This window comes from Enterobacter sp. 2VL (assembly GCF_005503595.1).
Taxonomy (GTDB): Bacteria; Pseudomonadota; Gammaproteobacteria; order Enterobacterales; family Enterobacteriaceae; genus Enterobacter; species Enterobacter cancerogenus.
The window spans coordinates 55318-81073 of the sequence record NZ_SCNE01000011.1 but is presented as its reverse complement, the minus strand read 5'-3'; the positions used below and the strand labels follow the sequence as shown (position 1 = coordinate 81073).

General features: G+C 57.6%; 28 protein-coding genes. 18 read left to right on the top strand and 10 right to left on the bottom strand.

From position 1 onward, the window contains the following. Window positions 1-64: 64 nt before the first annotated feature. The 5 genes from FFS28_RS19680 to cpxP all read right to left on the bottom strand — a co-directional run bounded on the left by FFS28_RS19680 (window position 65) and on the right by cpxP (window position 4811). A complete protein-coding gene (locus FFS28_RS19680; RefSeq protein WP_042322668.1) occupies window positions 65-808 on the bottom strand; it encodes a CDP-diacylglycerol diphosphatase in 744 nt (247 codons plus the stop codon). 110 nt (window positions 809-918) lie between these two features. Then, the gene (locus FFS28_RS19675) at window positions 919-1908 is read right to left on the bottom strand and encodes a sulfate ABC transporter substrate-binding protein (RefSeq protein ID WP_006179164.1); all 990 of its coding nucleotides are present in this window, start codon (window positions 1906-1908) and stop codon (window positions 919-921) included. A gap of 212 nt (window positions 1909-2120) precedes the next feature. Then, a complete protein-coding gene (gene pfkA / locus FFS28_RS19665; protein WP_131635617.1) occupies window positions 2121-3083 on the bottom strand; it encodes a 6-phosphofructokinase in 963 nt (320 codons plus the stop codon). 174 nt (window positions 3084-3257) lie between these two features. Next, on the bottom strand, window positions 3258-4151 hold the full coding sequence (gene fieF, locus FFS28_RS19660; protein ID WP_042322666.1) for a CDF family cation-efflux transporter FieF: 894 nt from the start codon (window positions 4149-4151) through the stop codon (window positions 3258-3260). Window positions 4152-4304: 153 nt separating this feature from the next. Further along, window positions 4305-4811 (bottom strand): cell-envelope stress modulator CpxP, encoded by a 507-nt coding sequence (cpxP, locus tag FFS28_RS19655; RefSeq protein ID WP_006179160.1) that lies wholly within the window; start codon window positions 4809-4811, stop codon window positions 4305-4307. Between the two features lie 150 nt (window positions 4812-4961). On the opposite strand from cpxP, the gene cpxR reads away from it, so the two are divergent. Both cpxR and cpxA read left to right on the top strand, forming a co-directional pair. Then, window positions 4962-5660, top strand: a complete 699-nt coding sequence (gene cpxR / locus FFS28_RS19650; protein ID WP_006179159.1) for an envelope stress response regulator transcription factor CpxR — start codon at window positions 4962-4964, stop codon at window positions 5658-5660. Then, complete coding sequence (gene cpxA / locus FFS28_RS19645; RefSeq protein WP_006179158.1) at window positions 5657-7030, top strand: envelope stress sensor histidine kinase CpxA; 1374 nt, start codon at window positions 5657-5659, stop codon at window positions 7028-7030. Before cpxR ends, cpxA begins: the two co-directional genes overlap by 4 nt. Window positions 7031-7146: 116 nt before the next feature. Here cpxA and yiiM read toward each other — a convergent pair whose 3' ends face one another. Then, window positions 7147-7821 carry a 6-hydroxyaminopurine reductase gene (gene yiiM, locus FFS28_RS19640; protein WP_006179157.1) on the bottom strand — a complete coding sequence of 225 codons (675 nt, stop codon included), beginning with the start codon at window positions 7819-7821 and terminating at the stop codon, window positions 7147-7149. A gap of 66 nt (window positions 7822-7887) precedes the next feature. Further along, window positions 7888-8508: a superoxide dismutase [Mn] gene (gene sodA / locus FFS28_RS19635; protein ID WP_014833772.1), complete on the bottom strand. Its 621-nt coding sequence runs from the start codon at window positions 8506-8508 to the stop codon at window positions 7888-7890. Between the two features lie 288 nt (window positions 8509-8796). Here sodA and rhaT point away from each other — a divergent pair, with 288 nt between their 5' ends. After that, window positions 8797-9831 carry an L-rhamnose/proton symporter RhaT gene (gene rhaT, locus FFS28_RS19630; RefSeq protein WP_058610685.1) on the top strand — a complete coding sequence of 345 codons (1035 nt, stop codon included), beginning with the start codon at window positions 8797-8799 and terminating at the stop codon, window positions 9829-9831. Here the strand turns inward: rhaT and rhaR are convergent, their stop codons facing one another. Beyond that, a complete protein-coding gene (gene rhaR / locus FFS28_RS19625) occupies window positions 9832-10680 on the bottom strand; it encodes an HTH-type transcriptional activator RhaR (protein WP_006179153.1) in 849 nt (282 codons plus the stop codon). A 73-nt stretch (window positions 10681-10753) separates the two neighbouring features. Next, window positions 10754-11590, bottom strand: coding sequence for an HTH-type transcriptional activator RhaS (gene rhaS / locus FFS28_RS19620; protein WP_137903772.1), 837 nt, complete (start codon window positions 11588-11590; stop codon window positions 10754-10756). A 301-nt stretch (window positions 11591-11891) separates the two neighbouring features. Between rhaS (FFS28_RS19620) and rhaB the strand changes: the two genes are divergently transcribed. From rhaB to FFS28_RS19555, 12 genes are all read left to right on the top strand, one after another. Beyond that, window positions 11892-13361, top strand: coding sequence for a rhamnulokinase (gene rhaB / locus FFS28_RS19610; RefSeq protein ID WP_137903770.1), 1470 nt, complete (start codon window positions 11892-11894; stop codon window positions 13359-13361). Beyond that, a complete protein-coding gene (gene rhaA / locus FFS28_RS19605; protein WP_137903769.1) occupies window positions 13358-14617 on the top strand; it encodes an L-rhamnose isomerase in 1260 nt (419 codons plus the stop codon). The genes rhaB and rhaA overlap by 4 nt, the downstream gene beginning before the upstream one ends. Window positions 14618-14713: 96 nt before the next feature. Continuing rightward, window positions 14714-15544 (top strand): rhamnulose-1-phosphate aldolase, encoded by an 831-nt coding sequence (gene rhaD / locus FFS28_RS19600; RefSeq protein WP_137903768.1) that lies wholly within the window; start codon window positions 14714-14716, stop codon window positions 15542-15544. A 78-nt stretch (window positions 15545-15622) separates the two neighbouring features. Then, window positions 15623-16609, top strand: a complete 987-nt coding sequence (gene rhaS, locus FFS28_RS19595; protein WP_006179148.1) for a rhamnose ABC transporter substrate-binding protein — start codon at window positions 15623-15625, stop codon at window positions 16607-16609. A 110-nt stretch (window positions 16610-16719) separates the two neighbouring features. Then, a complete protein-coding gene (locus FFS28_RS19590; protein WP_137903767.1) occupies window positions 16720-18222 on the top strand; it encodes a sugar ABC transporter ATP-binding protein in 1503 nt (500 codons plus the stop codon). Continuing rightward, window positions 18222-19226, top strand: a complete 1005-nt coding sequence (locus FFS28_RS19585) for an ABC transporter permease (RefSeq protein WP_006179146.1) — start codon at window positions 18222-18224, stop codon at window positions 19224-19226. Before FFS28_RS19590 ends, FFS28_RS19585 begins: the two co-directional genes overlap by 1 nt. Continuing rightward, window positions 19223-20230 (top strand): ABC transporter permease, encoded by a 1008-nt coding sequence (locus FFS28_RS19580; protein ID WP_006179145.1) that lies wholly within the window; start codon window positions 19223-19225, stop codon window positions 20228-20230. Before FFS28_RS19585 ends, FFS28_RS19580 begins: the two co-directional genes overlap by 4 nt. Before the next feature lie 96 nt (window positions 20231-20326). Beyond that, the gene (gene fucO / locus FFS28_RS19575; RefSeq protein ID WP_137903766.1) at window positions 20327-21475 is read left to right on the top strand and encodes a lactaldehyde reductase; all 1149 of its coding nucleotides are present in this window, start codon (window positions 20327-20329) and stop codon (window positions 21473-21475) included. Beyond that, complete coding sequence (gene rhaM / locus FFS28_RS19570) at window positions 21472-21786, top strand: L-rhamnose mutarotase (protein WP_137903765.1); 315 nt, start codon at window positions 21472-21474, stop codon at window positions 21784-21786. The genes fucO and rhaM overlap by 4 nt, the downstream gene beginning before the upstream one ends. A gap of 355 nt (window positions 21787-22141) precedes the next feature. Next, window positions 22142-22663 carry a DUF2778 domain-containing protein gene (locus tag FFS28_RS19565; protein ID WP_137903764.1) on the top strand — a complete coding sequence of 174 codons (522 nt, stop codon included), beginning with the start codon at window positions 22142-22144 and terminating at the stop codon, window positions 22661-22663. Further along, window positions 22638-22910, top strand: a complete 273-nt coding sequence (locus FFS28_RS19560; protein ID WP_137903763.1) for a hypothetical protein — start codon at window positions 22638-22640, stop codon at window positions 22908-22910. Before FFS28_RS19565 ends, FFS28_RS19560 begins: the two co-directional genes overlap by 26 nt. 1 nt (window position 22911) lies before the next feature. Next, window positions 22912-23403 carry an Hcp family type VI secretion system effector gene (locus FFS28_RS19555; RefSeq protein ID WP_042322658.1) on the top strand — a complete coding sequence of 164 codons (492 nt, stop codon included), beginning with the start codon at window positions 22912-22914 and terminating at the stop codon, window positions 23401-23403. Between the two features lie 79 nt (window positions 23404-23482). Here the strand turns inward: FFS28_RS19555 and FFS28_RS19550 are convergent, their stop codons facing one another. Next, window positions 23483-24031, bottom strand: coding sequence for a helix-turn-helix domain-containing protein (locus FFS28_RS19550; RefSeq protein WP_137903762.1), 549 nt, complete (start codon window positions 24029-24031; stop codon window positions 23483-23485). A 102-nt stretch (window positions 24032-24133) separates the two neighbouring features. Here FFS28_RS19550 and FFS28_RS19545 point away from each other — a divergent pair, with 102 nt between their 5' ends. The 3 genes from FFS28_RS19545 to FFS28_RS19535 all read left to right on the top strand — a co-directional run bounded on the left by FFS28_RS19545 (window position 24134) and on the right by FFS28_RS19535 (window position 25749). Then, entirely contained in the window at window positions 24134-24793 is a 660-nt protein-coding gene (locus FFS28_RS19545; RefSeq protein WP_006179138.1) for an AzlC family ABC transporter permease, read from the top strand. Further along, a complete protein-coding gene (locus FFS28_RS19540; protein ID WP_006179137.1) occupies window positions 24793-25116 on the top strand; it encodes an AzlD domain-containing protein in 324 nt (107 codons plus the stop codon). The genes FFS28_RS19545 and FFS28_RS19540 overlap by 1 nt, the downstream gene beginning before the upstream one ends. Window positions 25117-25302: 186 nt before the next feature. Further along, entirely contained in the window at window positions 25303-25749 is a 447-nt protein-coding gene (locus FFS28_RS19535) for a PTS fructose transporter subunit IIA (protein WP_137903761.1), read from the top strand. The last annotated feature ends 7 nt before the right edge of the window (window positions 25750-25756 follow it).

Genomic DNA, 25756 nt, shown 5'->3' with positions numbered 1-25756 from the left:
CTGTAGATTTTTTCAGCAAGTCTACGGCGACAGGCAGGGCGAGTAAACGCTATTTATGGTGGGGTCACTTCAGGATATCGCATTGATGATCCTGTAATTCCTCAGCGGATGCGCGGTTAAGGGTGAGCAGGTTACGTTCGGTCGCCAGCAGAACAAATGAGCCGTCAGACTGCTGCGCCATCGCCAGCGCGAAGCGTCCCATATGGTCGCGCGCTTCCGGCAGCTCTTCCGCCAGCATCATGAACGGGCTGCGCTGTACCAGCTCGTTTTCCGTCACCCTGCGGGCGAGATATTCATGCCCTTCCAGTCCGCCGGGAAGCGGCAGCCACTGGGTGCTGATCTGCCCCTGGCTGGCGTCCAGCTTTTGCCGCACGTCCGGACGCAGGCAGGAGATGTGAATATGGAAATGGTTCTGCGTGCGGCCAGTCGGGGAGTTGATGGTCAGTGAGACGGCGCTGTCCGGCACGTCTGCGCCGCGCTTCTGGCTCATAAAGTTACGCGACTGCCACGCCAGCCAGAAGAAGTTAGGGGTTTGAGGCTCGGTCAGGAGCGGGCTTTCGGTGCCATTGATGCGGTAGGTGGGCATCAGCAGATACTGCAGCGGACCGTTGCGGTCTTTAAACACCACGTAGCCTGCATCCGGCTTCACCTCTGCGCACGGCGCAGGGTTATCGTTTTTAAGCTGATTAGGCACGCACTGGTCGAGCACGATATGACGCAGCGCATTCGAATTACCCGCTTTTAAAAAGTACCAGCCCCCTGCGGCGAGCACGATAACAATCAAAATGAGCAAAAGTATTTTTTTCACAACGCGTTCCCTGTTTTTCATAGAGGCAAAAGAGTAACGCAAAATGATGACCAAATAAAAAACCCGGTGGATTTCTCACACCGGGTCACCGTGTCGTTCTGTGCGAAAGGCTAGCGTTTGCTGATCTGGTCGAAGGTGCCGCCATTGGAGAAATGCGTTTTCTGCGCGTTGGCCCAGCCGCCAAATTCCTCATCAATGGTGAAGAGTTTCAGTTTCGGGAAGGCGTTCTCGTACTTCTTCGCAACCGCCGGATCGCGCGGACGATAGAAGTTTTTCGCGGCAATGTCCTGGCCTTCCGGCGAGTAGAGATACTTCAGATAGGCCTCAGCCACCGCTTTGGTATCCTTTTTCTCCACTACCTTATCGACGATGGAGACAGTCGGTTCGGCGAGGATAGATTCGCTCGGGGTGACGATTTCAAACTTGTCTTTGCCCAGCTCGTTAGTCGCCAGCAGGGCTTCGTTTTCCCACGCAATCAACACGTCACCAATGCCGCGCTCCACGAAGGTATTGGTTGCGCCACGCGCGCCGGAATCCAGCACTTCAACGTTTTTATACAGCGCTTTGACGAAATCCTGGGCTTTCGCCTGGTCACCGTTGTTGTGGTGTAGTGCGTAGCCCCAGGCCGCCAGGTAGTTCCAGCGCGCGCCGCCGGAGCTTTTCGGGTTCGGGGTGATCACGGAAACGCCCGGCTTGACCAGGTCGTTCCAGTCATGGATCTGTTTCGGGTTGCCTTTACGCACCAGGAAAACGATGGTCGAGGTGTACGGCGCGGAGTTGTCCGGGAGGCGTTTGATCCAGTTCTTATCAATACGGCCACGCGCGGCAATGGCGTCTACGTCGTAAGCCAGCGCCAGGGTGACGACATCGGCTTCAATGCCGTTGATGACCGAGGTTGCCTGCTTACCGGAACCGCCGTGCGACTGGCGAACCACCACGTTATCACCGGTTTCCTGCTTCCAGTGCGCCGCAAAGGCCTTGTTATACTGATCGTACAGCTCACGCGTCGGGTCGTACGACACGTTCAGAAGCTGAATGTCCTTTGCCAGCACGCTGGTCGATGCCAGCAATAATGTTAACCCTACGCCCCACTTGTTCATCGCCCGGCTCTCTTATGCAATGTTTTGATGATTGCAGCGTGCCAGAAAGCTAACCGATGATTAAAGAATAAAAAAAGATTGGCTATAACTTTGAGGAATAAAAAAGGAGATTGAGTGCGTAAAAAAGCCGGGTGGCGGCTACGCCTTACCCGGCCTACGAACCAAACTTTTGTAGGCCCGGTAAGCGCTGCGCCACCGGGCAACAGAGCCGATTAGTACAGTTTTTTCGCGCAGTCCAGCCAGTCACCTTTGAACGGACGCTTCATGTTTTCAATCGCGTCGATGATGTCATGGTGTACCAGTTTTTCGTTCTGAATACCGACGCAGCGGCCACCGTGGCCCTGCAGCAGCAGATCGATCGCATACGCGCCCATGCGGGACGCCAGGATACGGTCGTATGGCCCTGGGGAGCCGCCGCGCTGGATGTGGCCGAGTACGGTTGCACGGGTTTCGCGCTTGGTTTCGGTTTCGATGTACTTCGCCAGTTCATCCACATCACAGATGTGCTCGGTGATGGCCACGATCGCGTGTTTCTTACCTTTCGCGATACCGGCTTTGATTTCGTTCACCAGATCTTCACGGCTGAACTCCACTTCCGGCACCACGATGAACTCACAGCCACCCGCAATCGCCGCCGCCAGGGTCAGATCGCCACAGTAGCGACCCATCACTTCCACGATGGAGATACGCTGGTGAGAAGAAGAGGTGTCGCGCAGACGATCAATCGCTTCAACAACGGTACCCAGTGCGGTGAAGAAACCGATGGTGTAGTCGGTGCCTTTGATGTCGTTGTCGATGGTGCCCGGCAGGCCGATGCACGGGAAGCCCATTTCAGTCAGACGTTTTGCACCCATGTAGGAACCGTCACCGCCGATAACAACCAGCGCATCGAGGCCACGTTTTTTCATGTTTTCGATAGCCACTTCACGAACGTGTTCGTCACGGAATTCCGGGAAGCGTGCGGAGCCGAGGAAGGTGCCGCCACGGTTGATCATGTCAGACACGCTGTAACGGTCGAGCTGAACCATACGGTCTTCATACAGGCCCAGGTAACCGTCATAGACGCCAAACACTTCCAGACCTTCGGTCAGGGCTGCACGAACAACCCCACGAATTGCCGCGTTCATGCCGGGCGCATCACCGCCGCTTGTCAACACACCGATTTTCTTAATCATGACTACCTCTGAACTTAGGAATGCAAAATTGAAATCTGTTGCCGAAAGAAATTATTCCATCAACGAATACTGCAAATAGTATATCAATCTCTTCCAGCTGAATTGATTCAGGTCAGACCCTATGGCGGTAATTTATACACAAAATGCTGGCCTGGCTCACTTTTTTACACCGTATTACGAAAGCTGAACGTGTCCGGGTACAACCGAGCAGGGGTCCTGGTGAATGATGACGTCTGAACCAGGAAAACGCTGCAAAATTGCCTGCTCGACCTGCTCAGCTATGATGTGAGCCTGAACCAACGGCAGGTTGTCTTCCATTTCTATGTGAATCTGAATAAAGCGGGTCGGCCCTGACTGCCGCGTACGAAGATCGTGTGCCCCACTGACGCCGGGCCAGGAGGTCACGATGGAATATATATCATCGCGTTCTGCGTCCGGAAGCGCGCGGTCGAGAAGCGATTGCACCGCGTCATACCCCATCCGTAAAGCGCTATACAAGATATAGACGCCAATGCCTAACGCAAACAACGCGTCCGCACGATGCCAGCCATACCAGGCCAGACCGAGCGCAATAAGAATCGCCCCATTCATCATAACATCAGACTGATAATGAAGCATATCTGCCCGTACCGCCTGGCTTTGCGTTTTACGCACGACCCAGCGCTGGAACGTTACCAGAACAAGAGTGCTTATAAGTGCGATTACCGTAACAGCCACGCCGACGCCCGGATCGTTCATCGGTGTCGGCGAGGCGAGATGCTGAATGCCGGTTAAAAACAGGAACAGCGCCGAACCGGAAATAAACATGCTTTGCGCCAGCGCCGCCAGCGATTCCGCCTTTCCGTGCCCGAAGGTGTGCTCTTCATCAGCCGGTTGCAGCGAATAGCGCACCACCAGCAGGTTGGTCAGCGAGGCGGCAATATCCACCAGCGAGTCCACCAGGGCAGCCAGAATACTGACCGAGCCCGTGTACCACCACGCAAAAATTTTGATAATCAGCAAACACGACGCCATCACCGTCGCGGCTATTGCGGCCCGGCTAACCAGCCGGCCATAGGATTGATTCATAAACACTCCTGTCATGCCATGGCGCTAGTATAACGGATGGAAGAGGAGTCTAAGGATGAATAAAAGGTTAACAAACCTGAACGACGGGCAAAAAAAACCCCCACATCATGTGGGGGAAGACAGGGATGGTGTCTATGGCAAGGAAAACAGGGTTTACTGGTTACTACGGGTGCTGCTATTGCTACTGAAAAACGTTGTTTCTGAGCTTCGCTGCATCCGTGCAACCTCACGCAACTGGTCCATTCGTTGCTGATGTTTGTCGTTCAAAACCGCTTGCTGCTCGGGCGATAGCAGGTGGAACATCTGGTTGCGGACCTTCGCCATCTCTACCTGGCGGTCAACCTGTTCCTGAGCCATTTTTTCGGCCTGAGCGCGTACAGCGCTTTCGTCAAAATTTTCTGCGGTGACGAGGCGGTGCATTGTCTCCATTTCGCTAACATTAACAGGGGGCTGCTCATGTCGTGCCCTCTGCATCAGATCTCGCATCTGTTGGCGTTGATGTTCGGTTAAACTTATGCCGTCAAACATATGGCTTTGGCTGCTATTCTGCGCTGCGCCCTCCTGCGAGGAACCGGTATCGCCGATGATAGCTACAGCAGCCTGGCTAAACGCACTGAAGGCCAGCGTTGAGGCCATGACGGCAGCGGTAACTTTGCGCATCACTTGCTCCCAAAATCTTTCATGTCGCGATTCAGCGAGAGACAGTCTACGATTCAGGCTGCAAACATGCGTCAGGGGGTGTAAAACAACGTAAAGTCATGGATTAGATAGCCTTGATGTCGTAATTTCTGCCTCGGAGGTATTTAAACAATGAATAAAATTCTGTTAGTTGATGATGACCGAGAGCTGACTTCCCTTTTAAAGGAGTTGCTCGACATGGAAGGTTTCAACGTTCTGGTTGCCCACGATGGCGAGCAGGCGCTGAGTCTCCTTGATGACAGCATCGATCTACTTTTGCTCGACGTTATGATGCCGAAGAAAAACGGCATTGATACGCTGAAAGAGCTTCGCCAGACGCACCAGACCCCCGTTATCATGCTGACCGCACGCGGCAGCGAACTTGACCGTGTCCTTGGCCTTGAGCTGGGTGCGGATGACTATTTACCGAAACCGTTCAACGACCGTGAACTGGTGGCCCGTATTCGCGCAATCCTGCGTCGTTCCCACTGGAGCGAGCAGCAGCAAAATACGGACAACAGCTCGCCGACGCTGGAAGTGGACTCCCTGAGCCTGAACCCGGGTCGTCAGGAAGCCAGCTTTGACGGCCAGACGCTGGAATTAACCGGCACCGAGTTCACCCTGCTTTATCTGCTGGCGCAGCATCTCGGCCAGGTGGTATCGCGTGAACACCTGAGTCAGGAAGTGCTGGGCAAACGTCTCACGCCGTTTGACCGCGCCATCGACATGCATATTTCTAACCTGCGCCGTAAATTACCGGAGCGTAAAGACGGTCACCCGTGGTTTAAAACCCTACGTGGTCGCGGTTATCTGATGGTTTCCGCTTCATGATAGGCAGCTTAACCGCCCGCATCTTCGCCATCTTCTGGCTGACGCTGGCACTGGTTTTAATGCTCGTACTGATGTTGCCAAAACTCGACTCACGCCAGATGACGGAGCTTCTCGACAGTGAGCAACGTCAGGGCGTGATGATCGAACAACACGTCGAAGCCGAGCTGGCAAACGATCCGCCAAACGATTTGATGTGGTGGCGCAGGCTGTTTCGCGCTATCGACAAGTGGGCGCCGCCCGGACAACGTCTTCTGCTGGTGACCAGCGAAGGCCGCGTCATTGGGGCCGATCGCAATGAAATGCAGATCATCCGCAACTTCATTGGCCAGGCGGATAACGCCGACCACCCTCAGAAGAAAAAATATGGCCGGGTTGAGATGGTAGGGCCTTTCTCCGTCAGAGACGGGGAGGATAACTATCAGCTCTATCTGATTCGCCCTGCGAGCAGCTCCCAGACAGATTTCATCAACCTGCTGTTCGACCGCCCGCTTCTGCTGCTGATTGTGACTATGCTGCTCAGCTCGCCGCTGCTGCTCTGGCTGGCGTGGAGTCTGGCGAAACCGGCACGTAAGTTGAAAAACGCCGCCGACGAAGTGGCTCAGGGCAACCTGAGACAACATCCCGAGCTGGAAGCCGGGCCGCAGGAGTTCCTGGCCGCCGGGACCAGTTTTAACCAGATGGTGAGCGCCCTTGACCGCATGATGACCGCGCAGCAACGCCTGCTATCGGACATCTCCCACGAACTGCGCACCCCGCTCACGCGACTGCAGCTTGGCACCGCGCTGTTGCGCCGCCGCAGCGGCGAGAGCAAAGAGCTGGAGCGTATTGAAACCGAAGCGCATCGTCTGGACAGCATGATCAACGATTTGCTGGTGATGTCGCGCAACCAGCAGAAAAACGCGCTGGTGAGTGAAACGGTCAAAGCCAACCATCTGTGGCATGAGGTGCTGGATAACGCGGCATTCGAAGCCGAGCAGATGGGGAAATCGTTCACCGTTAACTTCCCGCCAGGCCCATGGCCGCTGTACGGTAACCCTAACGCACTGGAAAGCGCGCTGGAGAATATCGTGCGTAACGCCCTGCGCTACTCGCACACGAAGATTGAGGTGGCGTTCTCGGTGGATAAAGACGGGATCACCATCATCGTGGACGACGACGGCCCGGGCGTGAGTCCGGAAGATCGCGAGCAGATTTTCCGTCCGTTCTACCGTACCGACGAGGCGCGTGACCGCGAGTCCGGCGGCACGGGGCTGGGGCTGGCGATTGTTGAAACCGCCATGCAGCAGCATCGTGGCTGGGTGAAAGCCGACGACAGTCCGCTGGGTGGACTGCGTTTAACGCTGTGGCTGCCGTTGTATAAGCGTTCGTAGCTGTTCGTTTTGCAGGCCCGGTAAGCGCAGCGCCACCGGGCAAATTCACGCAAGATGCCAACAAAAAAGCCGGGTGGCGGCTTCGCCTTACCCGGCCTGCATTTCGCCAAAAGGGATTATCTTCCCCACAATCTTCGCGAATTATCCTCAATTTTGTTGCTTAAACGCCTTTTCTGCATCGTTCTGGTCCAGCTTGTCGATAGCCCTGCCGCTGACAGCAGGCGATGATACTGCTCATCGTCAAAGGGCATATGCCAGGCGATCGCGCAGGCGTCGTACACCGACACATCACTCACGCGTGAAACGAGCGCCAGCGGGGCATCCGCCGAAACGTTCCCCGCCAGCACCACGCGGTAGAGCCAGCCGGTTTTACCGGCGCTTTGCAGCCGGGCGGACATATCTTCAATGCCAAAATGGTAGTTCAGCTTGAAGCACGGCGAGCGCGGCTGCGTCACCTGAATCAGGGCATCGCCCCAGCGGAAGATATCGCCGATAAAGACGTTTTGCTCGGTCAGCCCCTCGGTAGAGAGGTTCTCGCCAAAGGCGGGTGCGACGAAGCGCTCCGCCTGCTCGGGGAATTCACTCATCCAGTAAGCATAATGCTCACGCGGATAGTGGCACAGCGCGCGCTCCGGCCCGCCGTGAATTTTCTTTTCGGCCTGCTCATCGCCCACGAGACCGCGCTCGGTGAGGCTCAACTCGCCGTCAACCTGCACTTTGGCGATGGCGCTCGGGCGGCTGCCTTCGTACTCCGTTACCTTGCCTGTAAACACGTTGACCGGGTAGTGCATCTCTACTCCTTCAGATACAAAAAAAGCGAGTCATCAGACTCGCTTCTCACAGGCGTCAATGCAACCTTATTTTTTCGCAGCGAAACGCGCTGCAGCTTCGTCCCAGTTCACCACGTCCCAGAAGGCTTTGATGTAGTCTGGACGACGGTTCTGGAACTTCAGGTAGTAAGCGTGTTCCCACACGTCCAGGCCCAGGATTGGGAAACCGGATGCACCAGAGATCGCTTCACCCATCAGCGGGGAGTCCTGGTTTGCGGTAGAAACCACCGCCAGTTTGTCACCTTTCAGGACCAGCCACGCCCAGCCAGAGCCGAAACGGGTCGCAGCGGCTTTCTCGAATTCCGCTTTGAAGTTGTCTACGGAACCGAAGTCGCGCTCAATAGCCGCTTTCAGATCGCCCTGCAGGGTAGTACCGGTTTTCAGGCCTTTCCAGAACAGGCTGTGGTTAGCGTGGCCGCCAGCGTTGTTACGCAGAACGGTTTTCTTGTCTGCTGGCAGCTGGTCCAGTTTGGTGATCAGCTCTTCAACCGGCAGGCTAGCGAACTCTGGCAGGCTTTCCAGCGCAGCGTTGGCGTTGTTCACGTAGGTCTGGTGGTGTTTAGTGTGATGGATTTCCATCGTCTGCTTGTCGAAATGCGGTTCCAGTGCGTCGTAGGCATACGGCAGGGATGGCAGTGTATAACTCATAATCCTCTCCATTAGTGTCGGGCGGCACAGCTGTTAATGCCGCGTAAGCAGTTGGTTCATTATAGTTAATTAAATGATATTGAAAATGATTATCAATGCCGTAGTTTTTATAAGGTTATTCATTTTCCCTCTCATCGCGAAATTGTGAGTCTGCTCACGCGGTTAACGTGCTGATTGCCATCCTGAACAAAAGTGCGGCAACCTTCTGAAGGTTCCCAAACCGCCTAATTTTTACACTCATCAAGTCGGCGGGAAGCCACCGACTATAAAAACGATGAGGATGTAAAAATGAATCATGCGATTACGATGGGTATTTTCTGGCATTTGATAGGCGCAGCCAGTGCAGCCTGTTTCTATGCCCCGTTTAAAAAGGTTAAACATTGGTCATGGGAAACCATGTGGTCCGTCGGCGGTACGGTGTCATGGCTGATTTTGCCGTGGACCATCAGCGCCATGCTCCTGCCCGATTTCTGGGGCTATTTCTCCTCCTTCAGCGCCTCTACCCTGCTGCCGGTCTTCCTGTTTGGCGCGATGTGGGGCATCGGCAACATCAACTATGGCCTCACCATGCGCTACCTCGGCATGTCGATGGGTATCGGCATCGCGATTGGCATTACGCTGATTGTCGGCACCCTGATGACGCCAATCCTCAACGGCAATTTCGACGTGCTGATCAATACCGAAGGCGGGCGCATGACGCTGCTGGGCGTGCTGGTCGCGGTGATCGGCGTGGGCATCGTGACCCGCGCGGGCCAGCTTAAAGAGCGCAAGATGGGCATCAAAGCCGAGGACTTCAACCTGAAGAAAGGGCTGCTGCTGGCGGTAATGTGCGGCATCTTCTCCGCCGGTATGTCCTTCGCCATGAACGCCGCCAAACCGATGCACGAAGCCGCCGCCGCGCTGGGCGTCGACCCGCTGTACGTTGCCCTGCCAAGCTACGTGGTGATCATGGGCGGCGGCGCGCTGGTCAACCTGGGCTTCTGCTTTATTCGTCTGGCAAAAGTGAAGAACCTGTCGGTAAAAGCCGACTTCTCGCTGGCAAAACCGCTGATCGTAACCAACGTGCTGCTCTCCGCGTTGGGTGGGCTGATGTGGTATCTGCAGTTCTTCTTCTACGCCTGGGGCCACGCCAGCATTCCGGCGCAGTACGATTACATGAGCTGGATGCTGCACATGAGCTTCTACGTGCTGTGCGGCGGCCTGGTGGGGCTGGTGCTGAAGGAGTGGAACAACGCCGGGCGTCGTCCGGTGGGCGTGCTGAGCCTCGGCTGCGTGGTGATTATTATCGCTGCCAACATTGTTGGCCTCGGCATGGCGAACTGATCACGCCGCCTTTCGACTACGATGACGCCACTGTACCGGCGTCATCCCCACCTCGCGGTTAAACACCACCGAAAAGTAGTTGCTGTCCTCAAAGCCGCAGCGCATCGCCACCTCACTCACCATCAGCTCCGTATGCTGGAGCAAATACTGAGCGTGGCAGATGCGCAGCTGGCGCAGATAGTGGTTCACCGTCATCCCGGTCTGGGTGCGGAACTGCTGGCGTAACGCGCGTTCGCTGCACTGCTCCTGCTCGCAGAACTTTTCCAGCACGAAACTCTTGTTCAGGCTGCCCGCAAGTTGGGTGATGAGCTTATCAAGCAGCGCCTCCTGAGTGGTGGCGGAGGGGTTGTCGGTGGCATAACGATAGCGCTTGAGGGTCATTACCAGCTGGGCAAAGAGCAGCTCCGCCATCTGGTTAGCCTCGGGATCGTTTTTCAGGCTCTCCTGTTCAAGCTGGGAAATCACCTGCCGGACCTGGGTCATGCCGTTGCTGCTTAAGCGCCAGTGCGGTGCGCCCTTCGCATCAACAAACCCCGGAATGTTTGCGGCCCAGTCGACGTTGAGTTTGAGCCTGTCTGGGCAGTAGATGACGTTCTGCAACACCAGGTCGTTCACCGAGGCGTAGGAGTGTTTGTCCTCGGCGCGAATGTAAAACAGATCCCCGCGCGTGATGCGGTAAGGCCGGTCGTTAAGGACGTGCAGGCCGTTGCCCCGCCACACCAGCACCAGCTCGCAAAATTCATGCGTGTGTTCGGCAAAGACGTTTTGCGGATAGCGATCGGCCACCGCAACGGCCTGGCCTGCGGAGGCAAAAAAATCATCTTTGCGAAGAATTAACTGAGCAGCCACACCACAACCTCACGGGCGAATAACCTGACATTATTAGCCTTTTTGCGGCGAAAAAACGGTGATTGCCCTCGCGTTACTGAAGCGACGCGTCCTTGCCCTGGCGTATGTCGCGCGGCGACCAGCTAAATTCACGGCGAAACAGCGTCGAAAAGTGGTTACTGTCGCCGAAACCGCAACGATAAGCGATGTCCGTGACGCTTTCATCCGTGTGGCGCAGCAGATGCCGGGCCTTGATTAAACGCAGGCGGTTAAGATAGCGCTGTGGGGTCAGCCCGGTGTGCTGCTTCAGCTGGCGGTGCAGGGTACGCAGCGACAGCGAGAAATCATCCGCCAGCGTTTCCCAGCAGATATCCTCAGCAAAGTGCTCTTCCAGCCAGGCCATCAGCTGGTTAAGGCGCGCAGCGTTATTTTCCAGCCCCTCCACCAGGCTACTGCGGCGCAGCAGCACCAGCAGTTGCATAAACAGAAGTTCACGCGTGGCAACGACGTGCGTCTCCAGCCCCTCCTCGCTCTGCTCCATCTGGCTCACCAGCTGGCGCACCTGCTGCAACGTGGACTGATTAACCCGCCAGTGCGACGGATAGTGCCCGTCTTTCTCCTGGGGCAAAAGCTGATTAAGCCCGGACAAAAACTGGAACGCATCCGGCGAGCGATACAGCACGTTGGTCAGACACAGGTTGTCGGTATGTTCGTATAAATGCCGGTCGTGATCGCGTACAAAGCAGACCGTGCCACCGCTGATAGTGTACGGCTGGCCGTTGAAGACGTGAATGCCCGTGCCGTGCTCAACAATCACAATCTCATGGAAATCATGATGATGTTCCGGAAACGCTGCCTGCGGGAGCCGTGGCTCAATCGCGACAGGCGATCCGCCCGAAGGAAAAAAATCCACGCTGTGTAGTACGGTCATAACGGCCCCCACCAATGAGAAAAGTTCTCAAAATAGTAATTAAGGCCCGGCGCACGCACCTTAAATTTTCAGCAGCAAACCTCGCAAAAGCTGTTCGTTTTTCAAGAAACGGGCGGAAAGATCGGGAAATGCGGTAAGCGTCACACTGCCTGAAAACCCCGCCATTACTGGAAACTGTGAACTGCCTCACGTTCACCTTTGCTTTCTTGCCAGCGCGCGATTTGCCCTGTCACTGGCGAGAAGGTGCCTTTTTCTTCCCTTTCTTACACTCACCGCTAATGACTTGAGAAAGGACGTGACCATGACTTTTCGCCATTGTGTGGCTGTCGATTTAGGCGCATCCAGCGGCCGCGTAATGCTGGCGACCTGGGACCGTAGCCAGCGCACGCTTTCGCTTCGCGAAATGCACCGTTTTGCCAACTGCCTGCAAAAGCGGGACGGCTTTGATACCTGGGACATTGACGGCCTGGAGGCGGCCATCCGTACCGGGCTTGAGAACGTCTGCAATGACGGCATCCGTATCGACAGCATCGGAATTGATACCTGGGGCGTGGATTACGTCCTGCTGGACGACGCTGGCGAACGCGTCGGCCTGCCCGTCTCTTACCGCGACAGCCGTACCGACGGCGTCATGGCGCATGCCATCGCCCATCTGGGTAAAGAGACGATTTACGGGCGCAGCGGCATTCAGTTCCTGCCGTTTAACACCCTGTATCAGCTGCGCGCCCTGGTCGAACAGCAGCCGGAACTGGCAGCAAAGGCGGCGCACGCCCTACTGATCCCCGACTACTTCAGCTACCGCCTGACCGGCAACCTGAACTGGGAATACACCAACGCCACCACCACGCAGCTGGTGAACATCAATTCCGATAACTGGGACGAAAACCTGCTGGCCTGGACGGGTGCCTCGCCGTCGTGGTTTGGCACGCCGACCCATCCGGGCAATGTGATTGGCGAGTGGCTCTGCCCGCAGGGCAATCCGATCCCGGTGGTGGCCGTGGCGAGCCACGATACCGCCAGCGCGGTCATCGCCGCGCCGCTTGCCGACAAAGACGCGGCGTATCTCTCTTCCGGCACCTGGTCGCTGATGGGCTTTGAGAGCAAAACGCCCTACACCAGCGACGCCGCGCTGGCGGCGAACATCACCAACGAGGGCGGTGCAGAAGGCCGTTACCGGGTGTTAAAGAACATCATGGGGCTGTGGCTGCTCCAGCGGGTGCTGAAAGAGCAGAACATCACCGACCTGGCCTCGCTGATTGCACAAACCGAAAAGCTGACGGCCTGTACGTACCTGATCAACCCCAATGACGACCGCTTTATCAACCCGGCGCACATGAGCGCCGAGATCCAGGCCGCCTGCGTCGAGGCCGGCCAACCGGTGCCGTCCCGCCCTGCCGAGCTGGCGCGCTGTATTTTTGACAGCCTCGCCCTGTTGTATGCCGACATTCTCGACGAACTGGCGAGCCTTCGCGGCAGGCCGTTCAGCCGGTTGCACATCGTTGGCGGCGGCTGCCAGAACCAGCTGCTGAACCAGCTTTGCGCCGACGCCTGCGGGATCACCGTCGTCGCCGGGCCGGTTGAGGCCTCCACGCTCGGCAATATCGGCATTCAGCTGATGACCCTGGACGAACTGGCGAGCGTCGACGATTTCCGCTCGGTAGTGGCCGACAACTATGGCCTGACCACCTTCACTCCCCATCCCTGCCATGACATTGCCCGCTACCGGGCGCAGTTTCAGCAAAAACGACTGACTAAGGAGCTTTGCGCATGACCACTCAACTTGAACAAGCCTGGGACCTGGCTAAACAGCGTTTCGCCGCCGTCGGCGTGGATGTCGACGCGGCGCTGCGCCAGCTCGACCGTCTGCCCGTCTCTATGCACTGCTGGCAGGGCGATGACGTCGCCGGTTTCGAAAACCCAGGCGGTTCGCTGACGGGTGGCATTCAGGCAACGGGTAATTATCCGGGCAAAGCGCGCAACGCCAGCGAACTGCGTGCCGACCTGGAGCTGGCGCTGAGCCTGATCCCGGGTCCAAAACGCCTGAATCTGCACGCCATCTATCTCGAATCCGACGAGCCGGTGGCGCGTAACGAGATCAAACCGGAACACTTTACGAACTGGGTGGCGTGGGCCAAAGCCAACCGGCTGGGGCTGGACTTTAACCCGTCCTGCTTCTCGCACCCGCTGAGCGCCGATGGCTTTACCCTCGCCCACGCCAACGATGAAATCCGCCAGTTCTGGATTGACCACGTCAAAGCCAGCCGCCGCGTCTCGGCGTACTTCGGCGAGCAACTCGGCACGCCGTCGGTGATGAACATCTGGATCCCGGACGGCATGAAGGACATCACCGTTGACCGCCTGGCGCCGCGTCAGCGCCTGCTGGCCGCACTGGATGAAGCCATCAGCGAAAAACTAGACCCGGCGCACCACATCGACGCCGTGGAGAGCAAGCTGTTCGGCATCGGCGCGGAGAGCTACACCGTCGGCTCGAACGAGTTCTACATGGGCTACGCCACCAGCCGCCAGACCGCGCTGTGCCTGGACGCCGGTCACTTCCACCCGACGGAGGTGATCTCCGACAAAATCTCCGCCGCCATGCTCTACGTGCCGCGCCTGCTGCTGCACGTCAGCCGTCCGGTGCGCTGGGACAGCGACCACGTGGTGTTACTGGATGACGAAACTCAGGCAATCGCCAGCGAAATCATCCGCCACGACCTGTTCGACCGCGTGCACATTGGCCTCGATTTCTTTGACGCCTCCATCAACCGCATCGCGGCGTGGGTTATCGGCACCCGCAATATGAAGAAAGCCCTGCTGCGCGCCCTGCTGGAGCCAACCGCCGCGCTGAAGCAGCTGGAGGAAAACGGCGACTACACCGCCCGTCTGGCGCTGCTGGAGGAGCAGAAATCCCTGCCGTGGCAGGCGGTGTGGGAGATGTACTGCCAGCGTCACGACGCCCCGGCGGGCAGCCAGTGGCTGGATAACGTGCGGGCGTATGAGAAAGACGTTCTCACCGCTCGTCAGTAAAAAACATTGCCCGGCGGCGCGTTGCTTGCCGGGCCTACAGGTAAGAGTAGGCCGGGTAAGCGTAGCGCCACCCGGCATTTTCAAAGGAAACACAGTATGCAGACCATCACCACCTCCTGGTTCGTCCAGGGCATGATCAAAGCCACCTCCGACGCCTGGCTCAAGGGCTGGGACGAGCGTAACGGCGGCAACCTGACGCTGCGTCTGGACGACGCAGACATCGAGCCGTACGTCGCCGATTTCCACCCGCAGCCGCGCTATATCGCGCTGAGCCAGCCGATGCCGCTGCTTGCCAATACGCCGTTTATCGTCACCGGTTCCGGCAAGTTTTTCCGCAACGTACAGCTTGACCCGCAGGCCAACCTCGGGGTGGTGAAAGTGGACAGCGACGGCGCAGGCTACCACATTCTTTGGGGGCTGACGGACGAGGCGGTGCCCACCTCTGAACTGCCTGCGCACTTCCTTTCCCACTGCGAGCGCATCAAGGCGACCCAGGGCAAAGACCGCGTGATCATGCATTGCCACGCCACCAACCTGATTGCCCTGACCTACGTGCTGGAAAACAGTTCGGATTTGATCACCCGCAAGCTGTGGGAAGGCAGTACCGAATGTCTGGTGGTCTTCCCGGACGGCGTGGGCATTCTGCCGTGGATGGTGCCGGGCACCGACGAGATCGGCCAGGCCACCGCGACGGATATGCAAAAACATTCCCTGGTGCTGTGGCCGTTCCACGGCGTGTTCGGCAGCGGCCCGACGCTGGATGAAACCTTTGGCCTGATCGACACCGCCGAGAAGTCGGCTGAAGTGCTGGTGAAAGTCTACGCCATGGGCGGCATGAAGCAGACCATCACCCGTGAAGAGCTGATCGCGCTGGGCAAACGCTTCGGCGTCACCCCAATGCAGTCAGCGTTAGCATTGTACCCATAAAAACATCGCGCCCCGCTCATTGAGACGGGGCGAAAACCACCTGCAATCCCTACAACTGACTCATGTGGAGTAAAAGCAATGAAAATAAAGACAAGCTTGATCCTCACCGTTGCCGCACTGGCGTTGTCCGGTTCCGCTTTAGCAGAAGTGAAAATCGCCCTCGTGGCGAAGTCCTTAGGGAATGGATTCTTCGAGGCAGCGAACGTTGGCGCGCAGGAGGCGGCCAAAGAGTTAGGCGATGTAAAAGTGATTTATACCGGCCCGACCACCACCACGGCGGAAGCGCAGATCGAAGTGCTGAACGGGCTGATCGCCCAGGGCGTGGATGCGATCGCCATCTCGGCGAACGATCCGGATGCGGTCGTGCCGGTGCTGAAAAAAGCGATGCAGCGCGGCATCAAGGTTGTCTCGTGGGATTCCGGCGTGGCGAAGGCCGGGCGTCAAATCCACCTGAACCCGTCGAACAACGCCCTGATCGGTGAAACCAACGTCAAACTTGCCGCCGACGCGCTAAAAGCGCTGAACGTCGAGAAAGGCGACGTGGCGGTGCTGAGCGCCACGCCAACCTCAACCAACCAGAATACCTGGATTGCGGAGATGAAAAAGGTGCTGCCGAAGTACCCGTCCGTCAATCTGGTGACAGTGGCCTACGGCGACGATCTCTCTGACAAAAGCTACCGCGAAGCGGTCGGCCTGCTGAAAACCTGGCCTGACCTGAAAGTGATCGTCTCGCCGTCGTCGGTAGGCATTGTGGCCGCCGCGCAGGCGGTCAAAGACCAGGGCAAGATCGGCAAAGTTTACGTCACCGGTTTAGGTCTACCGTCTGAAATGGCGGGCGCAGTGAAATCCGGGGCAAGCAAGAGTTTTGCCATCTGGAACCCGATTGACCTTGGCTACGCTGCCACCTATCTGGCGGATGACCTGGTAAAAGGCACCGCCACCAAAGGCGAAGCCAGCATGGGCAAACTCGGCAAAGTGAAGCTGGATGCCGACGGCAACGGGGCGATGGCCGAGCCGTTCGTCTACGATGCCAGCAACATTGATAAGTTCTCGAAGATTTTCTAACCCTTATCCCCCTCTCCCTGTGGGAGAGGGTCGGGGTGAGGGCATCAGGCCGCATCTCCCCTCACCCTAACCCTCTCCCGAGGGGAGAGGGGATCTAACGGAGAACTATCATGACCCCATTGCTACAGCTTTCGGGCATCACCAAGGTCTTCCCCGGCGTGCGCGCCCTTGAGAACGTGCAGCTTGCGCTGTGGCCCGGCAAAGTGACCGCGCTTATCGGCGAAAACGGCGCGGGAAAATCGACGCTGGTCAAAGTGATGACCGGCATTTATCAGCCTGACGAGGGCGAAATCCTCTATAAGGCCATCCCTGTACACCTCCCGACGCCGGAATCGGCGCACAAGATCGGCATTACCGCCATTCATCAGGAAACGGTGCTGTTCGATGAACTGTCGGTCACCGAAAATATTTTTGTCGGCCAGTATCTCTGTAAAGGCGTTTTCAACACCCTCGACTGGCCGGCGATGCACCGTCGGGCGCAGGCTATCCTCACGCGTCTGGAAGTGCAGATCGACCCGCGCGCAACGCTGAAAACCCTGAGCATCGCCCAGCGTCATATGGTCGCCATCGCCCGCGCGCTGTCGTTTGAGGCGCAGGTGGTGATCCTTGATGAACCGACCGCCGCGCTGTCGCAGCATGAAATCCTCGAGTTCTATCAGATAGTGGAGCGCCTGAAGCAGGAGGGAAAAGCGATCCTGTTTATCTCCCACAAGTTCGACGAGATTTTTGAGCTGGCGGATCACTACACCATTTTGCGCGACGGCGTGTTTGTCGGGGAAGGATCGATAAACACGATCACCGAAGAGCGGATGGTGTCGATGATGGTCGGGCGGGCCATTACCCAGACCTTCCCGAAAGTCGACTGCGAAAAAGGCGAGACGGTGCTGGAGGTGAAAAATCTTTGCCACCCGACCGAGTTCGCCAATATCTCATTCTCCCTGCGCAAGGGCGAGATCCTCGGTTTTTACGGGCTGGTCGGCGCGGGGCGTACCGAGCTGATGCAGGCGCTTTCCGGCATCACCCGTCCATCCTCGGGCGAAATTGTGCTTAACGGTAAAACGCAGCATTTCCGCCAGCCGGCGGACGCCATCAACGCCGGCATTGTCTGCGTGCCGGAAGAACGCCAGAAACAGGGGGCGATTATCGCGCTGCCGATTGCGCAGAACATCAGTCTGCCGCAGCTCGGCAAACTTAACCCGAACGGCGTATTGCATGACGACCGCGAATGGCGACTGGCTGACGAATACGCCACCCGCCTGCAGGTCAAAGCCTTTAGCTGGAAACAGGCGGTGGAAACCCTCTCCGGCGGCAACCAGCAAAAGGTGGTGATCGGCAAGTGGCTGGCGACGCATCCTGACGTGATCATCCTCGATGAGCCGACTAAAGGCATCGATATCGGCTCAAAAGCCGCCGTTCATCAGTTTATGTCTGAACTGGTGGGTCAGGGGCTGGCGGTGATTATGGTCTCGTCCGAACTGCCGGAAGTGATGGGCATGGCGGACCGCATCATCGTGATGCACGAAGGGCTGATGGTGGCCGAATATCAGGCGGGCGACGCGACGGCGGAAACCATCGTCAGCGCCGCCAGCGGTGTAAAACAGGAGGCGGCGTGATGCTTAACTCACTGATGAAACACCGTGAAGCCCTGCTGGGCGCGGTCATTGTGCTGATGATTGTCGCCATCGGCAGCCGCGTGCCGTCGTTTCTCGCGCCGGGCAACCTGGTGGAGATATTCAATGACACGTCGATTCTGATCGTTCTCGCCCTCGGGCAGATGATGGTGCTGCTGACCAAAGGCATCGACCTCTCCATGGCGGCCAACCTGGCGCTAACCGGGATGATCGTCGCGCTGATTAACTTCCACTACCCGGACGTGCCCGTCTGGGGGCTACTGATGCTGGCAAGCGCGCTCGGGCTGGTAATGGGGATGATTAACGGCCTGCTGGTGTGGAAACTGGGTATTCCGGCGATTGTGGTCACCCTCGGCACCATGAGCATTTATCGCGGAATTATCTTTCTGCTTTCCGGCGGCGGCTGGGTCAACGCCAACCAGATGAGCGCGGACTTCCTCGGCCTGCCGCGCGCGGCGGTGTTGGGCCTGCCGGTGCTAAGCTGGTGCGCCGTTGCCGCGCTGCTGCTGGTGGGCTACTTCCTGCGCTACAGCCGCACCGGCCGCGCGCTGTATACCGCAGGCGGCAACGCTACCGCAGCGTATTACACCGGGATCAACGTCGGAAAAATGCAGTTCGTCAGCTTCTGCCTTTCCGGCCTGCTGGCTGGCTTCTGCGGCTATCTGTGGATCTCCCGCTTTGCCGTTGCGTATGTCGACGTGGCTAACGGTTTTGAGCTGCAGGTCGTGGCAGCCTGTGTGATTGGTGGGATCAGCACCATGGGCGGCACCGGGCGCGTGCTCGGCTGTCTGTTCGGCGCGCTGTTCCTCGGCGTCATCAATAACGCCCTGCCGGTAATCGGCGTCTCGCCGTTCTGGCAAATGGCGATTTCCGGCACGGTGATCGTCATTGCGGTGCTGCTCAACGAACGCGGCAACAAACGTAAAGGCAGGCTGATCCTGCGCGACGCGGCGCTGGCGCGTCAGAAACTGGCGGTGAAATCATGAGCAAAATGATGACCACTGAAGAGATCAAAAACGTGCCTGCTGCGCCGGGCCTGCTCCAGCGCCTGCTGTGCTGGGAAGGTTTCCTGCTGGCCGTTACGCTGGCGGTGTTCGTGGGCAACGCCCTCGCCTCGCCTTACTTCCTCAACGTCTGGAACCTCTCCGACGCGACGTTCAACTTCACCGAGAAGGCGATCATCGTCCTGCCGATGGCGATGCTAATTATCGCCCGTGAGATTGACCTGTCGGTGGCCTCGACCATCGCGCTCAGCTCTACGGCGATGGGTTTTTGCGCGGCGGCGGGCATGGATACGCCCCTGCTGGTGTGCGTGGGATTAGGCGTCGGGCTGCTGTGCGGGCTGTTCAACGGCATTCTGGTGACGCGCTTTAACCTGTCGTCCATCGTCATCACCATCGGCACCATGAGCCTGTACCGCGGGATCACCTACATCCTGCTGGGTGATCAGGCGCTGAACAGCTACCCGGAGAGCTTCGCGTGGCTGGGGCAAGGCTACGTCTGGGGCGCGCTGTCGTTTGAGTTTGCGCTGTTTATCGTGCTGGCAGCCGTGTTTGCCTTTGTGCTGCACCGCACCAACTTTGGTCGCCGCACGTACGCCATCGGCAATAACCCGACCGGCGCGTGGTATGCCGGGATCAACGTTAAACGCCACAACCTGATCCTGTTTGCGCTGGTGGGGCTGATGGCGGGCCTCGCCTCGGTGCTGCTCACCTCGCGCCTGGGCAGCACGCGCCCGACGATTGCGATGGGCTGGGAACTGGCGGTGGTGACGATGGCGGTGCTCGGCGGCGTCAATATTTTAGGCGGGTCCGGCAGCATGGTCGGCGTGATCATCGCCGCCTTCCTGATGGGGCTGGTGACCTTTGGCCTGAGCCTGCTAAACGTGCCCGGCATCGTGATGTCAGTGATCGTCGGCGCAATGCTGATCGTGGTGATTTCACTGCCGATTATCACGCGACGGATGATGCAGCGAAGACGGATTCCATAGCCGGGTGGCACTACGTTTACCCGGTCTGCGGATCGCAGGCCCGCGCAAGCGCAGCGCCGCCGGGCATAAAAATCACAGTAATTAAGGAGAATTATCATGAGCTTTATGTTGGCGCTTCCTAAAATCAGCCTGCACGGCGCGGGCGCAATCGGCGATATGGTCAACCTGGTGGCGAACAAGCAGTGGGGAAAAGCGCTGATTGTCACCGACGGCCAGCTGGTTAAACTCGGCCTGCTCGACAGCCTGTTTACCGCACTGGATGCCCACGAGATGTCGTATCACCTGTTTGATGAGGTGTTCCCGAACCCAACGGAAGCGCTGGTGCAACAGGGGTTTGCGGCATTCCGCGACGCGGAGTGTGATTACCTGATCGCCTTCGGCGGCGGCAGCCCGATCGATACCGCTAAGGCGATCAAAATTCTGACCGCTAACCCCGGCCCGTCCACCGCCTACTCCGGCGTCGGCAAGGTGAAAAACGCGGGCGTGCCGCTGGTAGCGATCAATACCACCGCCGGTACGGCGGCGGAGATGACCAGCAACGCGGTAATTATTGATTCCGCGCGTCAGGTGAAAGAGGTGATTATCGATCCGAACATCATCCCGGATATTGCCGTGGACGACGCCAGCGTGATGCTTGATATTCCGGCTTCCGTCACCGCCGCGACGGGGATGGACGCCCTGACCCACGCCATCGAAGCCTACGTTTCCGTAGGTGCGCACCCGCTCACCGACGCCAACGCGCTGGAAGCGATTCGCCTGATCACCCTGTGGCTGCCGAAAGTGGTCGACGAGGGCCATAACCTTGAAGCCCGCGAGCAGATGGCGTTCGGGCAGTATCTTGCGGGCATGGCGTTTAACAGCGCCGGTCTGGGTCTGGTTCACGCCCTGGCGCATCAACCGGGCGCGACGCACAACCTGCCGCACGGCGTGTGTAACGCCATCCTGCTGCCGATCATCGAAAACTTTAACCGCCCGAACGCGGTGGCGCGCTTTGCCCGCGTGGCGCAGGCGATGGGTGTCGATACGCGCGGGATGAGCGATGAAGCAGCAAGTATGTCAGCCATTCAGGCGATTCGCGATCTGAGTACCCGCGTCGGCATTCCGTCCGGCTTTAGCCAGCTCGGCGTAACCAAAGCGGACATCGAAGGCTGGCTGGATAAAGCCCTCGCCGACCCGTGCGCACCTTGCAACCCGCGAACCGCCAGCCGCGATGAGGTCCGCGAGCTGTACCTGGAGGCATTATGATCCGCAAAGCGTTTGTCATGCAGGTTAACCCGGACGCGCACGAAGAGTACGCGCGCCGCCACAATCCCATCTGGCCAGAGCTGGAAGCTGTGCTGAAAGACCACGGCGCGCACCATTACGCCATCTATCTCGACAAGGAACGCCACCTGCTGTTCGCAACCGTAGAGATTGAATCCGAAGCGCGCTGGAACGCGGTAGCAAGTACCGACGTCTGCCAACGCTGGTGGAAACACATGCGCGAGGTTATGCCGTCGAACCCGGACAACAGCCCGGTGAGCGCGGAGTTGATAGAGGTGTTTTACCTGGAATAATGCGTTTTACGCTGCCGCCTTCGCGGCAGCGTCATAAGACGGTAATTGCATCGTTCCCGCGTGGAATAAGGGACAAACCGTTATTCACTTTCTTCGCTGTCTTGCTGACAGAGCCGGTAGTCATACGGCACTTTTCTCGAGTTTTCATTCACTCCCCTTAATTTGGTTAAAAAATGCCTGGTCAATGTCTCAAAAAGGCATCGATAGGGCGTAAATATGATCAGCCTTTACCTTCTTAAACGGCATCGGGCATACGCTTAAGCGAACAGGCACATGACAAGGACGAGATGAGGATGACATTTTCGGCCTCTGTAATGGCAGTAGTGTTGATGGGTGTAATAAGAGGTGGGTAAATATGGCCTTACACGGAACGTTGATACTTAATGGTGCAGATTATGCGCCCTTTAACCTGTATGGGGTCGGGGTTTTTATGGCTCACTCCGGGCAGGGTACCTACCGAAATAATGCCAGTTGCGCAGCCATCCCCACCCAAGGTCCATTGCCACCAGGCAAATACTGGATCATTGAGCGTGGGAACGGCGGCTTCGCCTCCGCGTTGAAAGCGAAATCGCAAGATCTCGTCAATCGGTATTTTTACGGCGCAGAGTTTAACCGCGATGAGTGGTTTGCGTTATACAGGGATGACTTCGGCATAGACGATGGAACGTGGGTTGAGCACGTTCAGCGAGGTCTATTCAGGCTCCACCCTGGGACTATCTCCGAGGGCTGCATCACTATCGCCCATAACTCCGATTACGGGATAATAAGAGATGCATTGATGAACACAACGCAAATGCAAATACCTTGTATGCGTTCCCTTATGGCCCGAGGTTGGGTAGAGGTGATTGACGGTGGCTTTACCAAAACTTGTACGTAGGGTTGCGAAGACGATTTACTTTATCGCTTTGTCTTTCCCCGTAGGGCGTACTCTGGGCCCCGCTGAAGGTTGGTTTGACTATGAATTAGCACACCGGATCGGTGAAGTATTTTATGGGGCGGGTGAGATAGGTCAGGATGCTCTTTATGAGGTTTATACCTACATTGGGCTGATGGCCATTCTACTCATTACAGCGCCCCTCTATCTCTTAACAATGAAGTTACTCAAAAAAATAAGGAACACATAACATGCCAATTCCTCCCTATATGTGGCTCAAAGACGATGGCGGTGCAGATATCAAAGGCTCAGTAGATGTCAAAGACCGCGAAGGAAGCATTGAGATTATCGGGCTGAGTCATGGCGTCAATTTGCCGGTAGACAGCGCTAATGGGGCAATCACCGGTACGCGTCAGCACTCTTCAATGAGAATCGAAAAGGAAGTGGATAGTTCTACTCCCTATCTTTATAAAGCCGCTGCCACCGGCCAGGCGCTGAAAAGCGCAGAAATTAAGTTCTATCACATCAACGATGCAGGTCAGGAGGTGTGTTATTACACCGTGTTTATGGAGAACGTAAAGGTAACCGGCGTTAACTGTAGCGTGCCAAACGTGAAAATCGCAGCCAACGATAAAATCAATCACGTCGAAAGCGTCAGCTTGCAGTATGAGAAAATTACCTGGCGCATTGTTGACGGCAATATCCAGCATAGCGACGCGTGGAACGAACGCGCCACGGCATGAAGATGAGGCGGCACGGGGCTGCTGGCGGTGGTGGCAAACAGCCCAGGCGATTTGTCCATGGCTTTTAACGACGTGATCGTTAATTTTGTTCCGCCACCAGCAGCGCGTGCGTGTCCGGCTCCAGCGCCTTAAAGATATGCGGCAGGTCTGCCGGGTAACAGATGTAGTCCCCTTCCCCCAACTCCTCCGGGTTATCCAGTAGCCCCACTTTCGCGCGACCCTGGGTCACGATAATGTGCTCTACCGATCCCGGCGGATGCGGCTGGGAAATGCGGTCTGCGCCAGGCTGGGTGAGCAGCAAATAGATATCACGCCGCGCCCCCGGCGGGCATGCCGCCAGCAATATGGCTTCATAGTTGGCCTGCCCGGCAATCACCTTGGTTCCTTCTCCCCGACGGATCACCTGCGTCGTGGGCAGCTGCGGCTCCAGCAGACGGGCAAAGGGAATATCCAGCGCCACGCAAAGCGACCAGAGCGTTTCCAGGCTCGGGTTGCCGTTGCCGGACTCAAGCTGCGAAAGCGTGGATTTCGCGATCCCGGCACGGCGGGCAATTTCCGCCAGTGAGTGCCCGGTTCGCAGGCGTTCTCGCACCAGACTTTTGGCGATCACGCTGATTGGCTGCGTCATAAACGGCCCTATACTCTGTTAAAACGAACGATTCGTTCATCTTGTAAAACATCGTTGATCCGTTCATTATAATGGAAATACGTTCGATATGGCTAAAATTGTATGACGCATCCTCTCTCCTGCCTCAAAGGCGACACGATAAAAGCGATCGTTCTGGTCTGCCTGGCGGTTGGCGTCGTCGGCATGTCTTATGGATCGCTGGCGATGGCGTACGGGTTTCCGCTCTGGGTGCCCTTTGTCCTGTCACTCACCGTGCTGGCGGGTGCATCCGAGTTTATGTTTATCGGCATTGTGGCGAGCGGCGGTAACCCGCTGGCGGCCGCGGCGGCGGGATTACTGGTTAACGCCCGCCACGTTCCGTTTGGCGTCACGGTGCGCGAGCTGGTCGGCAAACGCGGCCTGAGCTTCCTGGGCTGCCACATCATGAATGACGAAAGCGTGGTGTTTGGGCTGTCGCAAAACACGCCCGAGCAGCGTAAAGCCGCCTACTGGCTGTGCGGCCTGGGCGTGGCCATCATCTGGCCGCTTGGCGCGTTGCTGGGGGCGATGGTCGGCAAACTGCTGCCGGACCCGGAAACCATCGGCCTGGACGCGGTTTTCCCCGCCATTTTGCTGGCGTTAGTGGTACCGGCGTTTAAAAACCGCACCACGCTTATCCGCGCCTGTAGCGGCGCGGTGCTGTCGCTGGCCGCCGTGCCGTTTGCCCCGGTCGGCTTGCCGGTACTGCTCTCGTTACTGGGCCTCGCCGCGAGGAAAAAATAATGGAAAACATGACGCTATTTATTCTTGGCATCGCCATTCTCTCGGCGGGAACCTACCTCATGCGCCTTGGCGGGGCGAAGCTTGGCAGTCGGCTGGCATTGTCCGAACGCTCTCAGGCGCTGCTGTCGGATGCGGCGACGGTGCTGCTTTTTTCCGTGGCGCTGGCGACCACCTTCTATGAAGGGGAGCATTTCGCCGGCATGGCTCGCGTGCTCGGCGTGGCCTTTGCGGTGTTTTTAGCCTGGCGAAAAATGCCGCTGATCGTGGTGATTATCGCGGCGGCAATCGTGACGGCACTGCTGCGGCTGGCCGGTATTCATTAATCCCCCTCCCTTCCTGACGATGTCATATTCGTCAGGAAAATCAATCCTCTCCGGTATGTGGCCTCGCCCACATTTTTTCGCTTCCGTTCGGTGCTGTCTTGTCACGCCCGGCTGACATTTTCACGCTCAGCCTCCTGCCGCCGCCCCCGTAGAATCAGGTCACGCAATTCTCAACGGAGTGACACGATGGCGCACCTGACAGCCGACTGTATCGACCTCAATATCCATGGCAACACCCCCTATTCCATCCTCAAAACGCTGGCGGACATGGCCTGGCAAAATGGCTTCGTCAGCGACCGCGGCGCGTTCTTACAAACGCTTCTGTTGCGCGAAAAGCTGCACTCCACCGGTTTTGGCTCGGGTGTCGCCGTACCCCACGGCAAAAGCCCTGCGGTGAAGCAGCCCTTCGTGCTGTTTGCGCGTAACGCCTCGGGCGTCGACTGGAAAGCCAGCGACGGCGAAGCGGTAACCTGCTGGATCTGCCTTGGCGTGCCGCAACAGGGGGAAGACGGGCAGGTGAAAATGATTGGCACCCTGTGCCGGAAGATCATTCATCCGGCGTTTATTTCACAGCTCAAGCAGGGCGATCGGCACCAGATCCTGGCGCTGCTCAACCAGACATTGGGCGAATAGGAGCGAG

Excerpts from the sequence above, each read along its gene's own strand:
- FFS28_RS19675 (WP_006179164.1), bottom strand. The coding sequence starts at position 1,908 with ATGAACAAGTGGGGCGTAGGGTTAACATTATTGCTGGCATCGACCAGC.
- pfkA (WP_131635617.1), bottom strand. The coding sequence starts at position 3,083 with ATGATTAAGAAAATCGGTGTGTTGACAAGCGGCGGTGATGCGCCCGGC.
- fieF (WP_042322666.1), bottom strand. The coding sequence starts at position 4,151 with ATGAATCAATCCTATGGCCGGCTGGTTAGCCGGGCCGCAATAGCCGCG.
- cpxP (WP_006179160.1), bottom strand. The coding sequence starts at position 4,811 with ATGCGCAAAGTTACCGCTGCCGTCATGGCCTCAACGCTGGCCTTCAGT.
- cpxR (WP_006179159.1), top strand. The coding sequence starts at position 4,962 with ATGAATAAAATTCTGTTAGTTGATGATGACCGAGAGCTGACTTCCCTT.
- cpxA (WP_006179158.1), top strand. The coding sequence starts at position 5,657 with ATGATAGGCAGCTTAACCGCCCGCATCTTCGCCATCTTCTGGCTGACG.
- yiiM (WP_006179157.1), bottom strand. The coding sequence starts at position 7,821 with ATGCACTACCCGGTCAACGTGTTTACAGGCAAGGTAACGGAGTACGAA.
- sodA (WP_014833772.1), bottom strand. The coding sequence starts at position 8,508 with ATGAGTTATACACTGCCATCCCTGCCGTATGCCTACGACGCACTGGAA.
- rhaT (WP_058610685.1), top strand. The coding sequence starts at position 8,797 with ATGAATCATGCGATTACGATGGGTATTTTCTGGCATTTGATAGGCGCA.
- rhaS (WP_137903772.1), bottom strand. The coding sequence starts at position 11,590 with ATGACCGTACTACACAGCGTGGATTTTTTTCCTTCGGGCGGATCGCCT.
- rhaB (WP_137903770.1), top strand. The coding sequence starts at position 11,892 with ATGACTTTTCGCCATTGTGTGGCTGTCGATTTAGGCGCATCCAGCGGC.
- rhaA (WP_137903769.1), top strand. The coding sequence starts at position 13,358 with ATGACCACTCAACTTGAACAAGCCTGGGACCTGGCTAAACAGCGTTTC.
- rhaD (WP_137903768.1), top strand. The coding sequence starts at position 14,714 with ATGCAGACCATCACCACCTCCTGGTTCGTCCAGGGCATGATCAAAGCC.
- rhaS (WP_006179148.1), top strand. The coding sequence starts at position 15,623 with ATGAAAATAAAGACAAGCTTGATCCTCACCGTTGCCGCACTGGCGTTG.
- FFS28_RS19590 (WP_137903767.1), top strand. The coding sequence starts at position 16,720 with ATGACCCCATTGCTACAGCTTTCGGGCATCACCAAGGTCTTCCCCGGC.
- FFS28_RS19585 (WP_006179146.1), top strand. The coding sequence starts at position 18,222 with ATGCTTAACTCACTGATGAAACACCGTGAAGCCCTGCTGGGCGCGGTC.
- FFS28_RS19580 (WP_006179145.1), top strand. The coding sequence starts at position 19,223 with ATGAGCAAAATGATGACCACTGAAGAGATCAAAAACGTGCCTGCTGCG.
- fucO (WP_137903766.1), top strand. The coding sequence starts at position 20,327 with ATGAGCTTTATGTTGGCGCTTCCTAAAATCAGCCTGCACGGCGCGGGC.
- rhaM (WP_137903765.1), top strand. The coding sequence starts at position 21,472 with ATGATCCGCAAAGCGTTTGTCATGCAGGTTAACCCGGACGCGCACGAA.
- FFS28_RS19565 (WP_137903764.1), top strand. The coding sequence starts at position 22,142 with ATGGCCTTACACGGAACGTTGATACTTAATGGTGCAGATTATGCGCCC.
- FFS28_RS19555 (WP_042322658.1), top strand. The coding sequence starts at position 22,912 with ATGCCAATTCCTCCCTATATGTGGCTCAAAGACGATGGCGGTGCAGAT.
- FFS28_RS19550 (WP_137903762.1), bottom strand. The coding sequence starts at position 24,031 with ATGACGCAGCCAATCAGCGTGATCGCCAAAAGTCTGGTGCGAGAACGC.
- FFS28_RS19545 (WP_006179138.1), top strand. The coding sequence starts at position 24,134 with ATGACGCATCCTCTCTCCTGCCTCAAAGGCGACACGATAAAAGCGATC.
- FFS28_RS19540 (WP_006179137.1), top strand. The coding sequence starts at position 24,793 with ATGGAAAACATGACGCTATTTATTCTTGGCATCGCCATTCTCTCGGCG.
- FFS28_RS19535 (WP_137903761.1), top strand. The coding sequence starts at position 25,303 with ATGGCGCACCTGACAGCCGACTGTATCGACCTCAATATCCATGGCAAC.